The sequence below is a fragment of the Geobacillus sp. WSUCF-018B genome, from assembly GCF_002809985.1.
GTDB classification, from domain to species: domain Bacteria; phylum Bacillota; class Bacilli; order Bacillales; family Anoxybacillaceae; genus Geobacillus; species Geobacillus thermophilus.
In genome coordinates, this window is record NZ_PIJF01000002.1 from 87,673 (window position 1) to 102,440 (window position 14,768).

8 protein-coding genes and 2 pseudogenes are annotated in these 14,768 nt (G+C 37.0%); 1 reads left to right on the top strand and 9 read right to left on the bottom strand.

Annotated features, from left to right (window positions below):
* Positions 1-10: 10 nt before the first annotated feature.
* From CV944_RS01400 to CV944_RS01420, 5 genes are all read right to left on the bottom strand, one after another.
* Complete coding sequence (locus tag CV944_RS01400) at positions 11-1,546, bottom strand: AAA family ATPase (RefSeq protein ID WP_100663764.1); 1,536 nt, start codon at positions 1,544-1,546, stop codon at positions 11-13.
* Between the two features lie 392 nt (positions 1,547-1,938).
* Positions 1,939-3,024, bottom strand: a complete 1,086-nt coding sequence (locus CV944_RS01405; protein ID WP_100663765.1) for an SAVED domain-containing protein — start codon at positions 3,022-3,024, stop codon at positions 1,939-1,941.
* Positions 3,025-3,028: 4 nt separating this feature from the next.
* A complete protein-coding gene (locus tag CV944_RS01410) occupies positions 3,029-3,505 on the bottom strand; it encodes a Mov34/MPN/PAD-1 family protein (protein WP_100663766.1) in 477 nt (158 codons plus the stop codon).
* Positions 3,502-5,328: a ThiF family adenylyltransferase gene (locus CV944_RS01415; RefSeq protein ID WP_158236215.1), complete on the bottom strand. Its 1,827-nt coding sequence runs from the start codon at positions 5,326-5,328 to the stop codon at positions 3,502-3,504. Before CV944_RS01415 ends, CV944_RS01410 begins: the two co-directional genes overlap by 4 nt.
* A 15-nt stretch (positions 5,329-5,343) precedes the next feature.
* Entirely contained in the window at positions 5,344-6,384 is a 1,041-nt protein-coding gene (locus CV944_RS01420; protein WP_100663768.1) for a nucleotidyltransferase domain-containing protein, read from the bottom strand.
* A gap of 318 nt (positions 6,385-6,702) precedes the next feature.
* Here CV944_RS01420 and CV944_RS17555 point away from each other — a divergent pair.
* Positions 6,703-6,855 (top strand): annotated as a pseudogene (locus CV944_RS17555) (IS110 family transposase); the annotation flags it as partial.
* A gap of 95 nt (positions 6,856-6,950) precedes the next feature.
* Here CV944_RS17555 and CV944_RS01430 read toward each other — a convergent pair.
* From CV944_RS01430 to CV944_RS01445, 4 genes and pseudogenes are all read right to left on the bottom strand, one after another.
* Positions 6,951-9,647 carry a DEAD/DEAH box helicase gene (locus CV944_RS01430; RefSeq protein ID WP_100663769.1) on the bottom strand — a complete coding sequence of 899 codons (2,697 nt, stop codon included), beginning with the start codon at positions 9,645-9,647 and terminating at the stop codon, positions 6,951-6,953.
* Positions 9,648-9,659: 12 nt separating this feature from the next.
* A complete protein-coding gene (locus tag CV944_RS01435) occupies positions 9,660-11,255 on the bottom strand; it encodes a site-specific DNA-methyltransferase (RefSeq protein WP_233204965.1) in 1,596 nt (531 codons plus the stop codon).
* 17 nt (positions 11,256-11,272) lie between these two features.
* Entirely contained in the window at positions 11,273-14,146 is a 2,874-nt protein-coding gene (locus tag CV944_RS01440) for an SNF2-related protein (RefSeq protein ID WP_100663771.1), read from the bottom strand.
* Between the two features lie 143 nt (positions 14,147-14,289).
* Positions 14,290-14,649, bottom strand: a pseudogene (locus CV944_RS01445) (transposase); the annotation flags it as partial.
* Between the last annotated feature and the right edge of the window lie 119 nt (positions 14,650-14,768).

Consider the following 14,768-nt stretch of genomic DNA (forward strand, 5'->3'; position numbering starts at 1 on the left):
AAATCATTTTTTAATAATTCGCCCGTCTCAATTTATTTTGTATTGCCCATTCTTGAATTTGTTTTAATCTATCCCCCATGGTCTGACTTAATGGGCTAGTTTGTTCAATTTCTTTTAATAAATACGTCATTTCTAAACTTTTTTGATCATAAGCAGCCTGGAAAATGCCTTCATTAATTAATGCCTCGATTTCACTGCCAGAAAACCCTTCGGTTTTTTCCGTAAGCAAGTCTAGATCAAATTTTCTTGGATCATATCCCTTTTTCTTTAAATGAATCGCAAATATTTCTTTTCTCTCTTGTTTTTTTGGAAGATCGACGAAAAAGATTTCATCAAATCTTCCTTTTCTCATGAACTCTGGAGGAAGATTTTCGATATTGTTTGCGGTAGCTACAACAAAAACAGGACTCTTTTTTTCTTGTAGCCATGTAAGCAACGTAGACAAAATCCGTTTGCTTACTTCATGAGTATTGCTGCTAGTCGGATCCGGAATTGCTTTATCAATCTCATCGATAAACAAAACGCAAGGAGCGATGTTTTCTGCTAATTGAATCGCTTTTCGAATGTTTTCTTCACTCTGCCCTAACCATTTGTTCATCAAAGCCCCGATATCTAGCCGCAGCATCGGCACTTCTAAAAAGTTGGCAATCGCTTTTGCCGTGTAGCTTTTTCCGCACCCTTGAATTCCAGTCATTAACAGCCCTTTTGGCAAATTCAATCCATACTTTTTTCGAATCTCTTCATTATAAGCAATTTTTCGCTTTTGAATCCAATCAATCAATGGCTTTAGACCACCGATTTCACTGATCGACACATCGGGTTCGTAATATTCTAATACCCCTTCTTTTTCGACGATTTGACGCTTTTCATTGGCTACGGTTTTCGGATCAATTTTTCCTTTATTTTTCAACATCGATTTGATATACGCGTTAAAAATTTCCGTTTCGGTTAAACCTAATGACGCATTAATGATTCTTTCTTTTTCTTCTTTGCTCATCTTACGCTGTTCTGTTGTTTTTTTTGTAATAACATCAATCATTTCTTCAATTTCTTTTCGACCAGGAAGCCCAAAACGGATGACATGCATTAATTTATTCAATTCCAAAGGAACTTCTTGTTTCGGCGACGTAATGACAATATGCTTATAAATACGATGATCCACGTTAGAATAACGCTTCCACAAAAATTCGTTGGTCACCGGAACCGCAATATGCAATACCGTATCTTTTAATTCCAGCAATATTTCTTTGTTTTGAAAGAAAATATGAAAGTCATGCAATACAAAGATTGCATTTCTTGGATATCCTTTTATTTTTTTAAACAAATCCAAAGGATTACGAACCTCTTCGGTTTTTATTTCACCAGTTTCTAATACCAATCCACTCGAATAATTCCACGTTAGTACATCATATTTTCTCGAATATTTATTGGAAATCCAATGAAATGTTTCGATCACCGGTCTTTCATCGTCCGTAATAACATGCAACAGAGGATATCCAGATAAAACGACATCTCTTATTTCTTCCTTTGTTTTTTCATAGCCCATGCTTTCCACTCCTTTTTTTGTTTTTAGCTCTGTGTTAATTATTGATTTTTGACCAAATGGAAAGTCACATTATTTGATGGTAAGGTCTTTTTTGTTCTTATTTTATTCAACTATCTATTCCTGTTAGTACCAATAAGTGTTTATTGAAAAAATCGCCTTAATATCTATAGGGAAGACTTATACGTAATTAAAATAAACGATATCTGTCGTTTCTCGATTCTAAGTCTTGATGCAAGTTTAAATAAACAATAAAAAATGACGTGCTAAAACTTATGTCAGTTCGCACGTCATTTTGCATGCCATTTTTTGTTTTGCGCCCGAAAACAAAACCCGTTAGAAAACTTCTATCCCTATTTTTTCGTGCAAAAATGCCCCTAATTTGATTGTGAATTTTATATAGTAAAAGCATATTGATATCTAGGGATCTCCCGTTCATTAAAATGATATAAATGAACATATGGAAACATTGTCTCATTGATACAGCGACCTAGTTCGACTGCAAGTCCTGCTGGACCTGCATAAAACAAATGAATTTCATTAACATCATGTTCTTGACGAAGCCTTAATATCTCATTTTGAAACGTTTCCTTGATTCTTTTCACATCATGATGAAACAACACAGCATCAATTTTAGGTTCAGGAATATAGATATTAAGATGCTTATACGGTTTATTTTCTAAAGCTGTCACTACATCGGACGGGCGAATTTTGCTGGTAATTTCTATTGTAACCACCAAAATATCCGACTCGTTTGGTGAAAACGAAACCTCTAACTCCAATTCTTTGACTTCTTGATCTCTAGGGGCACTTCTTACCCACACCTGTTTACTTCGGTCATATTGATAAATCTCGACAGGAACTGTATCAGAAATTAGTTTTCCGAAGTGAACCAGCAATGGAATTGGTGATAATGGAAATACAGTAATCGTTGCCCCGTCATATTTTTGTTTTACTTTCATAACCTCAGTATAAAATTCCTCGTTTTTCTTTTTTGCCTCTTGCCAACCTTCTTTTGAAAAATCATTAAATTCTTCCTGAAGACTTACGGCATCCATTAATAAACAATTTATCTGATCCGCAATCGAAATGTGATCAATAGGTCCACCCTTCCTTTTGTGAATGACTACAATAGAATTTCCATACAACTCCAGACGCTTTTGAACGAACTGCTCATGTTCTTTTTTAATCCGAAAAAGTTCATGGGGCGGATACTGCTCTGGATTCTGATCAATGATTTTATGGTGTGTTTCACATAACAATATTAAATTTTCTGGAGTATCTAACCGATCCTCTGTTAATCCGTACTCTTCCATATGTTCACGACGTGGACCCCTTTTTCCCTTCGCGATAATATGTGCCCGTTCACCAATGTTGATTTTTTTTCCGACATCGTCAAGAATTAACTTTCGTTTACAAATGGCACACATTCCCCCTGAGTTAACCCATAAATAATAATTTTCCGCGTTCGAGAGATCCATCGTTTTAACTCCTTTCCATTAATGTTGCCGTAATAATCTTCCCGTTTAGTGAAGATACTTCCCATACCTTTATTTTCTCTGTCCCTACAATGATGAAAAAAAGTCGATCTACACCTGTAATTTCTTTTATAATTCGCTTCCATTCTTTTCTGTCATGGGGAGAAGGAGTAGGCGAAGGTTCAGGATGTGTATGCCACTCCCCTAGATAATTCTGTGTCCCATTACTTTCTATCCATTTTTGAAGAAGAAATTGCTGATGCTCTTTTTGATTCCTTTTAAAAAAACATCGCTTTCTAATATCGTTGGGCATAGGAGTCGAAACATCATCGACAACTACATCATTGGAATCAAGAATCCATCTGCCAACCAAAATGCCTCCTGCTTCTAAATCCTTTTTACCAATTTGCCGATAACCCAACATTGTTTGAAGTGCATGATCACTGATTTTTAGTTTGCTGTTATTGTTTGATAAGAAAATCATGATCCACCATCCTGTCCGCAAATTGGACACTGTTGTGCTTTATAGTGATAACGGGTATTATTTAATTGTTCTGTTGTTAATTCATAACGTTTCGACAGTTTAAATCCGTGCTCGAGAAAATCCGTACTGTCACCTTTCCAGGAACACAATGGATTGTCTTTTTCTTTTCCTGTCAAAACTGATAGCGCCAGCCGTGTTGCTAAAATTGCGGTTTGGAGTGCATCCATAGATCCATAAGGGGTAAAAGCAGTTTGACATCCAGAAATCATTTTCCCAAAAAACTGGTTTGGCGCTGCAAAGGACGCCTTGTTATAAAGTGCGCAGTCAGGATCGAATGGATTGGTATAAAGGCACTCATAACAACCATTATTCCCATTATTGAGAGTCAAAAGCGCATGCCCACCGATACCTAATGGTTCCAACCATGTAAAAATCACAGGAGGCGGATCCGTTAAAGTTCGAACCACGCGGTTAAAGTAGCGTTCAACGGTTGGATTTCCAATAGCAACAATGATCAAATCAAATTGCTCAAATTGGTGGATGTCTTCCCGAATTAAATCCAAGATATTTTTAACTTTAGGCTCGACATCAATAAGAGGATATTTTTCCTTTAGTTCTTGATACATACCGTAAACTTTTGGCACCTTTTGAAGTTGGTGTTGTTTCTGATCAAAGAAATATAATCGTTCGGATCCTAACTCATGGCGAAATACATTATCAATATCAAGTACGTCGTCATCAATGAGCGTAAATTTTGAAACTCCCGCCCTTGCTAGTTCCATCGTTATACGACTACCTACTGCTCCTAAACCAATGACTGCGATATGTTTATTATGAATTTCATCGTATCCAATTGTCCGTTGCAGGAGATATGAAGGATGATGACGTTTTAATACTAAAGGTGTTAATTTAAAATCGGACTGCACCTTGATTAATGGATGTCGAAATGATTTATTGTTTTTTAGCCCTTTTCTCGCCTTAAATTCAGACAATTCAATGCCGACCAGTGCATGATATCCATTGGGTTGAGGTACAGATAAAAGAATGTATTCTTTGGTGTTTCTATAAATCCTTTTTTGTTTCAATATTCTTTGAAGCTCTCTTTTATTGGAACTCGTTATATTCGAAAAAATAATATCTTTTATCTGCCCAAATCCCCACGGCGATGAATATGAAGGCGGAAGTAATCTCGTACCTTCACGAAGTGGTATATAGATCCCCTTTTGTTTTTCGATACTTTCATCTAAAATATCGTAATGAAAAAGGTTTTTCGCATAAAAAATGCTTTTTTCATCCAACGCATCAAATATAAAAACAGGACGATGCAATTTCGGATCATACAAAACATAAATTTCTTTTACTCGTTCTCCTAACGATAAGATACAGTCTACAACTATTTTTGTTTTTTGCCGCGCCCAATACACCTCGAATTCATTATATAAATCGTCATAATTATCTTCACTAACACCCATCTCTAATGTTCGAATCGCTCTTGCCAAACTGTCTTTTACGATACCAAAGGGGTTGTCTTGATCCAAGAGCAACCCCTCTTCATGTACGTAACAGATAAATCCATCCGGTTCGATATGCGGAATAAACCCAAATACATCTCTGTCTTCTAAAAAAATATCGGGTTTACGAATAGGAAAATCCTTTTTAAAAGCAATGTATACACTAGCCTCTTGATCGCCGATAGCGATAGTGCCTTTCAATGCGTAGACATAATTATCTCGTGGCGGTACAACAGTAACTTCGATTGTTTCTACACCTTTTATCAAGTCAGGACATTGTGCTTGAAGTTTCATTTTTATTTCTTCAAACAAGAACATTCCCCACCTCTAAGCTGATGAGCTTTCGGTTATGATTGCAGGACGATCTTTCCTCTCTCCTGTTTCCTCGATTTCTGGAACTGGAAAATCATCCCCAAATTGCTTTTGTAACGTTTTGCATGCTTCTACGGGATCTACTTCACTTTTTGCTTCCTGCAATGCAGTAAGTAATTTTTCTAATTTTTCTTTAAAAGTTTCCATTTGTTTATTTGTCATTTTTTCAAACAAATCTGTATACGGCGGGACCGGAAGATTCACTATTAAACGTAACACCCATTTTTCCTCTTCTTCAGAATATACCCATTTAAATGCATTGATCAGGGCTTGTACAAAATCTGTTACAGCCTGTAAATCATCGGGGTAACGTGTGTTGGTAAAAGCATCATAGACATATTTGGGAGAGAAATAATCCAATGCAGCAACAGTTAAGCCAATACCTGATGGTTTTTTATCTACATTATTAAACTTTATATCCTTCCACCTTTTTAAATAACGGATTGCCCTCCTGAATTGCGCCCGATCATTCTCATCGTCTAGATGGTTTTGGATCCGGTCGATTAGCTCTTTTGGATTCGATTCTTCCCAGTATTTATTCTCTTCACTGCTATATTTTTTTCCTCTTGCTAAATATACTTTTTTATCAGGATTATCAGCGGCATAAACTGTTAGATCCACATGATAGGCTGGTTCTCCGTCTTCTTTATACGTAACGGTTACACATGGATGTTTAATCCTAACATCATGAGTATGATCTTTCAAAGCATCATACACCCATTGTTTAGGGACCAATGGATCTGGATAATCTTCCTTAGACATATTAAACCACAATCCTACATCGATATCGTACTGCCCGCCTTCCAAAGGTTTGATTCCTGTGAACATGGCATAACTCCCCTGATTAAACGTCGAAAAACTCGGCGCATCTTCCGGCATGTTTTTTTTCAATTTATCTATGAGAATATCCCTTTTTTCGCGTAAGGTGTCATTATCTTCGTATTCCAATTTGATTTTTTTATGAAAATCTTCAAAATACTTTTGAAGATTTGCCATAAAATCACACCTCCTAGGTATATGGAAATAAGGAATGTCATAGGGAAAAGTAAAGAACTTCTTATAAATGTAAATTCCTCGGTTAAAAAAGAAACTAAATTCTTAATTCACTCTCCTTATCACCATAAATAACGCTTAATCTCTTTTTATTTTACATAAATAACAAAATTTTTAAAAGTCTGATTAAATAGGTTAGAAAGACGCGTATTCTAATAGGGGTTCGCCCCTGTAAAATAAACTGTTTGAGTCCATTTGATGGTCCGCTCATTACCATACCTTTTCTCATGGAAAAGTGGCTACGAACAGAAGTTTGCCAAAGCAAAACGAATCAAAAATGTTCCTAGAAGAAAAACAGATGTGTCCGACGAGGAATGGATCGCCAAACTATTGAGTCATATTCTGATTGAAAAAAGTTTGCTGCCTCCGGAGGATATTTGGAATTTACAGGATTTGACCTGTTTGCGTAAAAAAAATAAAAGTGCCCTTGCATGGGACTTCTCCTTTCAAAATGTAGAGTCGTACTTTCATTTTAAAGGTTTTTCCCATGCAAGAGCTATTTTTTGTGGTCACCAATCTTTATCTAGCACCACGGGGTTCTTTCTATACACCGCCTCTAACCCCTTGATTGTCTTGTTCGAATCTACATCATCATGTGGAATTAATAAATATACCCATTCTTTTCCGTTGTTTTGACGAGCATGATCGGATGCATATTTGCACCAAGTGATAGCCGCTTGTGCTTTCAGTGCTACTTCTCGATCTTCTTCTATTCTGTTTGTTGCCTTGATTTCACATAAATACATTTTCTCTTCTGTTTCCACAATAAAATCCGGGATATATGCTTGTGTTTGATTATAATAAATTTTAATATGATTTTTCGTTGGCTTCAGCCATTTTAAAACGGACGGATCGTTTTCGCAAATGACCGCAAATCTTCGCTCTGCATCAGATTCAAATTTTTGTGTTCGATATAAACATTTTTTAAATCCCCCAAAACACATGTTCCGAATCGCCGCTTTATTTGCTACTGGTTGGCGAAAATCGCGCACTTCTTCATTGACATCTACAGTGACACTGCTGTCTTTTAACGTATCAAACCCTATTCGAACAGTCACTTCATAATTCGTTTGCTCTTCATAATAATGTTCTTTCATTTGCTTATAAATCAATTCTGCTAAACGTTTTTGATTGTAAATTACTACGTTTTTGACGTCATCTTCCGTTTTTAAATAACTTCGAAGATAATTAATTAACTGTCCTGATAACTTATACAACAATTCAGCATGTTCTTCATAGGAAACATCTGGATAATCAATTAGATGAAAGACAAGATAATCTTCTAAACGTTCTTCCGTCATATTCGTATCTTTTTGAATTCGCAACACTTCTCTTTGATGTGTACGCAAATGTTCAATTAGAATATTTTCGGCAACAGGCTGAAATTTTGGAATTAAATCGCAGTTTAAATCAAAATCACGGTACCCCCACGAGATTTCTCCTGTAGGCTGCACAATAATTCTTGGAATTTCCATAGTCAAATTAGGAAGTACCTCGACTGCTTTTGCAACCATGCTCTCAATCATTTTTTCAGGTTCTTCCTCAAATATAGACAATTGTGATACTGTGTATATTCCTTTCACATCGCTAACAATTTGTTGTTGTACTTCAGGATCTTTTAATTGTTTAGAACTATGTAATGTTCGTTGCTTAGAAATGGCTTTTACTATTGTTTCCGCAATGTTTCTTTTCATTTCTATTTTCTTTTTGTCTTCTGGGGAAGTGGATTCCGTCGTTCCAACTAGTTCATCAATTAATGAACGTTCTGCGTTTGACTCAACAGTAACTATTTTTTTCTCTGTCTGTGCCACATCACGACCAATGACAACCCCGCGACGAATAATAGAAGTAGGATTATTCGCCTCATCAATAATTTCTTGGAATTTATCATGCGCAATAATCGTTAAACGATCGACTGCCGGAACTCCCGTCCGTTTTCCGTATGGGAGACGAAGTCCTCGACCGATGGACTGTTCCACTAATGTTTTGGAATTTGCCGCACGAAGTGGAATAATCGTGTATAAATTCGTTACGTCCCATCCTTCTTTTAACATGTTCACATGAATGACAATCTCTATTTTTGAATTCGGAGCCTCAAGAGCAAGCAATTGCTTAATTGTTTCGTCCTTTTCTTCGCCACGCTGGTTGGAATGAACAGTAATGACTTTACCTTTATAACGTCCTTCAAAAAAATCATCACTTTCAATGATATTCATTAACTCTTCCGCATGATTCGTATCTTGAGCGACGATAAGAATAAACGGCTTTACTAATTTTTCGTTGTTTTCCCGAGCGTACAATTCTAGCTCTAATTTCGTTTCTTCATGGACACGGATACCGTCTTCTAATTTTAAACGTTCTAACTCTCGTTCGTTGAATCTTGCTGGATTAAAATTTTCTCTCGTCGCTACAGCTGGCTCTTTCACATATCCGTCTTCCATCGCTTTATATAAAGGATAGCTATAGATTATATTTTTAAATGGTATCGTTCTGTTTCCTCTTTCCACTTGTGGCGTAGCCGTTAACTCTAGACCAAGAATCGGGTTCAGTTCATTGATCGCTTTCACCCCAGCTGATGCTCGATACCGATGCGATTCATCCATTAATAAAACAAGATCAGGAAGGGATTTTAAATAATCATAATAACTCTCTCCTAAATATTCACTTAACCGTTTAATTCTTGGAGCTTTTCCGCCTCTAACTTCGCTGTTAATCTTAGATATGTTGAAGATGTTAATGTTTACAGCTAACGGATCAGCTAAAAAGAGGGCTTGCTGATCATAGTTATCCCCTGTAATAATGTTCGGTTGTTTATTAGCAAACTCAGAAAGCCCCTTAAATACATATTTCGGTGTATTAGGCGTAAAATCTTGGATTAATTTTTCATAAATTGTTAAGTTAGGTGCTAAAACAAAAAAATTACGAATTCCTTTTGCCATATGTAAGTAAGCAATAAACGCTCCCATCAGACGTGTTTTACCGACACCAGTGGCTAACGCAAAACAGAGCGATGGAAATTCTCGTTCAAAATCAGTAACACTAGGAAATAATGCATTAACAGCCGCTAACTTCTCTTTTAACGATTGTGGATCATTTTGTTTATCTAAGCCGAAGTGTTCAATCACTTCGGCGAGAATTTCCAATGATTCTTTTTGCGGTTTACGGAGACTAAGCCGAGATGAGATAACGTTAACGATACGATTCATGACCTCTTCCCCCTAAAATAACTCTAATTGTTCTGGTTCTTTTTCTTTCATTGGTAAGTTGTTGACATTTAAACTGTAATCGTCGCGACCAAACTCACATTTGTTTAAAATAGCTTGCGGAATTTTTTTAATCGTCACTTGCGGGAAATCCTCAACGTTAACGTTATATGCTTTACAGCAAATGAGTAATGTTTCATTTTCTTTCATTTGCTCGACGATACCTTCTACCATTTGTTGCGTGACAAGCTGTGTGGTTGTAAAGATAAAATCGTTCTCCGTAGACTGACCTTGCTTCCAAAACACTTCCGGGTCTGGATTATACATAAATCCTTCATGTTTACACATTGCTTCCGCCAGCATTTCGGCGTTGTATTCCGGATTAATAATCCAATTGCCAAACTTATCTTTCTTCAACAAGCTTGGCGCCAATTTGTAATAGCGAAAACCACCTCCACCTTTCCAATTCACTGCTTCACTAATTCCGCCTTGATCTGTCCCATCAATGACTTGTTTCATTCGCGGAATAATATGTGTATGGCAGTGCTCACCAAGCTCAATCATAATCCAGCGCCGACGCATTTTATGCGCCACCGCCCCAGTTGTACCTGAGCCGGCAAAAGAATCAAGAACCCAATCTCCTTCGTTTGTTGCAAGTTCAATTATTCGCTGAATTAATCTTTCTGGCTTAGGAGTAGCAAATTTCTCTTCATTTGGTACAAGCCTAGCAACTTCATTTGTAGCTTCTCTTGTAGTACCCACCTCATTGCCAAACCATATAGTTTCAGGAACCCTTCCTTTTTGCTCAGATAGATATATTTTTCTTAGAACTCTTGTTTCGTTATCAACAAAAATAATTTCGCCAGACTCCACTTTTTTCCAGAACGTTTCTTCATTCCATCTCCAACCGTTTTCTGGTGGTTCAATTACATTACCGCTTGGGGTTACAACTTTATACCTTAAATTTTCACGATAGTTTGGACTCCTTACATCCCCGCTTCTCCAAGGACCTTTTGGATCGTTATCCGGATTTCTATAAGCCGTATTATGTTCTTCCGTTCTAGGGAGACGGTTTAATACGAATTTTTCTGATTTTCTATATACGAGAATTGAGTTATGATGTAAAGAAAAAAACTTTGCGTCATTTTTAGACTGTACGCTATGTTGCCAAATAATATTTGCTAAAAAGTTGCTTCTACCGAAAATTTCGTCACACATTACTTTTAAATAATGTAGCTCTGTATCATCAATAGCTATCCAAATAGAACCATCATCGGACAACAAATTTTTTAATATTTCTAATCTGCTCTTCATCATATTTAACCAAATAGAGTGCTCTAAACCATCATCATAGTGTTCAAAGGCATTTCCGGTATTATATGGAGGATCGATAAAAATACATTTTATTTTCCCAGAAAACTCCTGTTCCAATGCCTTCAATGCTAATAGGTTATCCCCGAAAATAAGCCGATTATCAAAAATATCATTTTCCGTCACTCGTTCTTTTGCGTGATAAGAAAGCTTTGGATCTTCAAGAAGAATGCGCGGTTCGAGTTTTGGTTGTTCGTCTTTGCCAATCCATGTTAATTCTAGTTTTTGTTTTCGTGCCAATGTAATCCCTCCTGTTGCTACACGATTCTCCATTTGATTGTAAAAAGGTGCTCAGTTGCCGTGCGCTGTTCTAGTTTTTTCTCTACTTCCTCGAATAAGCGATCTTTTTGTTCATCAATTTCATCTTGCTGATCATAGAGATTTCTCCGCATCTCGTTGCGCTTCTTTTCCAATTCCTTAATTTGCTTGTTTTTTTCCAGCTTTTCAGCTAAGTTGCGTGTAAGTTTTGCTTCTCGCTTCAAATGTTCAATTTCTACCGTCATTTCATCTATATCTTTTTCAAGTTTATTTTTCAAGTCTTGCGACCACTTTTCCAACTTTTCTAATTCAGAATCAAGATAAGCCGATGCTCTCTCCATAATTTCATTTAAAATTGCTTCTTGTTGCCCTTCGCTAATCCGGCGAAGCGTATTGCAAATCGAATCGGAAATTTCCACCTCTTCCCCTTCAACGGCAGGCAGTTCAAACATTTTTTCGCACATTTCCTGATCGAGCTGTTCACCTTCTGTATCAATTGCTGAAAAAATAAGGTGCTGTTCGCTTTCTAATGACTGTACATGAAGCAAATCAAGCGATAACCAACCTTCTTTTCCAATCAATCGCTCTAAAATACTGACTTTCCCTTTATAATCCGAATAACGGAACGTAATTTCCTTTGGCAACAGTTCCCGGCTTTTTGCTTGCTCGATCCACTTTTGTGCAAGCGGATGAGAAAAACGAAAATGATGAATGTTTGGGCTATTTTGCTTCTTCGCTTGTGATATCATTTGGTATGTTTCATGATCTCTGACAAAACTCAATGTTTCATCATCAAATATTGCCTCTCTTGCTCCTTCATATTTTGATAGATTCCAAAGGTAACGTTCCATACGATTGAGGTGTAAACTTGTTTGATGATAATGATCTCTTAGTTTCTCTCTTACCTCATCATCGAAGTTTTCCAATAGATGCATACGTGTTTCTTTCATTTTTAATTGAATTTGCTCATCTAACTCCGCTTGCAAGTTTTTAAACGCTTGTTCAATTTCTTCCGCCGTGCGACACGTCTGATAAATTTGTTGAATCCGTTTTTCAAAATCGACACCGGACTCCAGCGAACCTAGCACCTCATCGGAAGAACCAAAAACCCCTTCAAACAGCTTAAATTTTTCGGAGAGAATTTCATACACTTTTTTATCGGCTTCATTTTTACAATTTAAAAAGTTAATCACAACGACATCATGCTTTTGACCGTAACGATGACAACGTCCGATTCGCTGCTCAATCCGCTGTGGATTCCAAGGTAAATCGTAGTTAACGACTAGGCTGCAAAATTGCAAGTTAATTCCTTCCGATGCCGATTCAGTCGCAATCATAATCGACGCTTGTTCTTTAAAATATTCAACAAGCGCTGCGCGCATATCTGCTGTCTTCGATCCAGTAATTTTATCATCATGCCGATGCTTTTCTAACCATTGCTCATAAATTTGTTTTGCCTGTTCATCTTGGTTTTCGCCATTAAATAAAACAATTTTGCCAGCGTAGCCATTACGTTCAAGAAATTCACGTAAATACATCTGTGTTCGACGTGACTCTGTAAAAATAACCGCTTTTTCATTTGCACCTAGCATTCTTAATTTTTCAAATCCTTTTTCAAGCGCAATAAGCAATGCTTCCGCTTTTGAATTTTCTTTAATTGATTTTGCTAGAGAATAATATTGTTCTAATTCTTCTTTTTCTTCTTGAATAAGACGCTTCATTTCATCTGGCGATAATTTGTCTATGTATGATGGCTGATCGTCTTCTTCCCACTCTTCCACCGTATCATCAAATTCATCAACATCAGCATAAACGTTTGAGTGTTCTACAGTTATCTCTGTTTTTCCGCTATCTAATTGTTCTAACAATTGCTCAAGTCTTTTGATGAGAGAAAGCAATGTATCGGAAATAGCAAACGAAGAAGAAGCTAACAATTTACGGACAACAAGCGTCATTAATGCCCGTTGGCTTGCCGGTAACGCAAAAAGATGTTCTCTTTGTAAATATGCAGATACTTTTTCATACAATTCCCATTCCGCATTCGTTGGCATAAACTCTTGAGTGATCGGAATACGCTGTGTATAATTCACATACTCAGTCACTTGCCGTCTTAATGTACGATGGCAAACAGGCTTAATTCGTTGTTTCAAATCAATAAAATCCTTTTCCGACATTTCTTTCGTTCCTCGAGAAAACTGACGTCTAAACGTCGTTTCATCACCAAAAATATGCGGATCAATAAAACTGATAAGTCCATATAATTCCATTAACGAATTTTGCAACGGCGTAGCTGTCAATAAAATTTTGGGATAACCAGCTGTAGCTTCTCTTAGCGTGCGAGCAATTTTATTTGATTTTTTGTATACATTCCGCATACGATGCGCTTCATCAAAAACGATTAGATTCCAGTTGACCTTTCGTATCATATCCGCTTTATTTCGAGCGTACGGATAAGAAGTAATCACAACTTGATCTTGTTGCAAAAAAGGATTACGGTGACCGGAACGTACCATTTCGTTGAAGTTTTTACTTTCTAGTATAATGGATGGGATATAAAATTTTTCCCATAGTTCCTGATGCCATTGTTTTCTTAACGGAGGCGGTACGATAATAAGAATATTTCGCTTCCGTTCTGCCCACAATTGACTGATAATCAATCCCGCTTCAATTGTTTTTCCCAATCCTACTTCATCCGCTAAAATCGCTCCTCTCTCCAATGGAGCACGAAAGGCAAATAAAGCAGCTTCCACTTGATGCGGGTTTAAATCGACCGTAGCATTAATGAGAGATTGGCTTAACCGTCCTATCGAATTTGAAGCGTTTTGTTTTGTTAATTCGTAAGCAAAGTATTTGCTTTGGTATGGCGTTATCATTAACTAGCCCCCCCAAATATAAAGTCCCAACGTTACTAGCATACCGAACGTTATGCATATTTTTATTATATTAAAAGCTATCTTTCAATAACAGGCATTTGATAACTGATAACAATGTTTTTACCCATGGTGCTAGTTGAACTCTATTGTTCAACTAGACCAAGGACAACAAGCGTGTAAGCCAGTAAAATACCATCTAATGCCGTTTCAAAACTTTCTACGCTGTTTGCACGGATCGACGTGATGTGAAACTGATCCACAAGTACAGAAAAGGTTGTTTCAACGATCTTGCGTTTTCGACGCACCTATTGCCCCGACTCTTTAGAATGGGAAACACATTGATTTTTGCGAGGCGGCGTCCAAAAAGCAATTCCATATTCACGCTGAAGCTTCTCTTGTAATGGTTGACTGACATATCCTTTGTCTCCCAGTGTATATGGATGTGGAAGTTGAGCCATGACTTCTTCTGCGAAGTTTCGATCGTGACAAGAAGCAGCGGTGACCTTAACTTCTTACGCTGATTAAATCATAATACAAACAACGAACTGCCTCACGTTCTTTTTAAAATAAACAAGAGCGAGGAGGCTATGATATTCACACGTGCTTTACTGTTCTCTTTTGT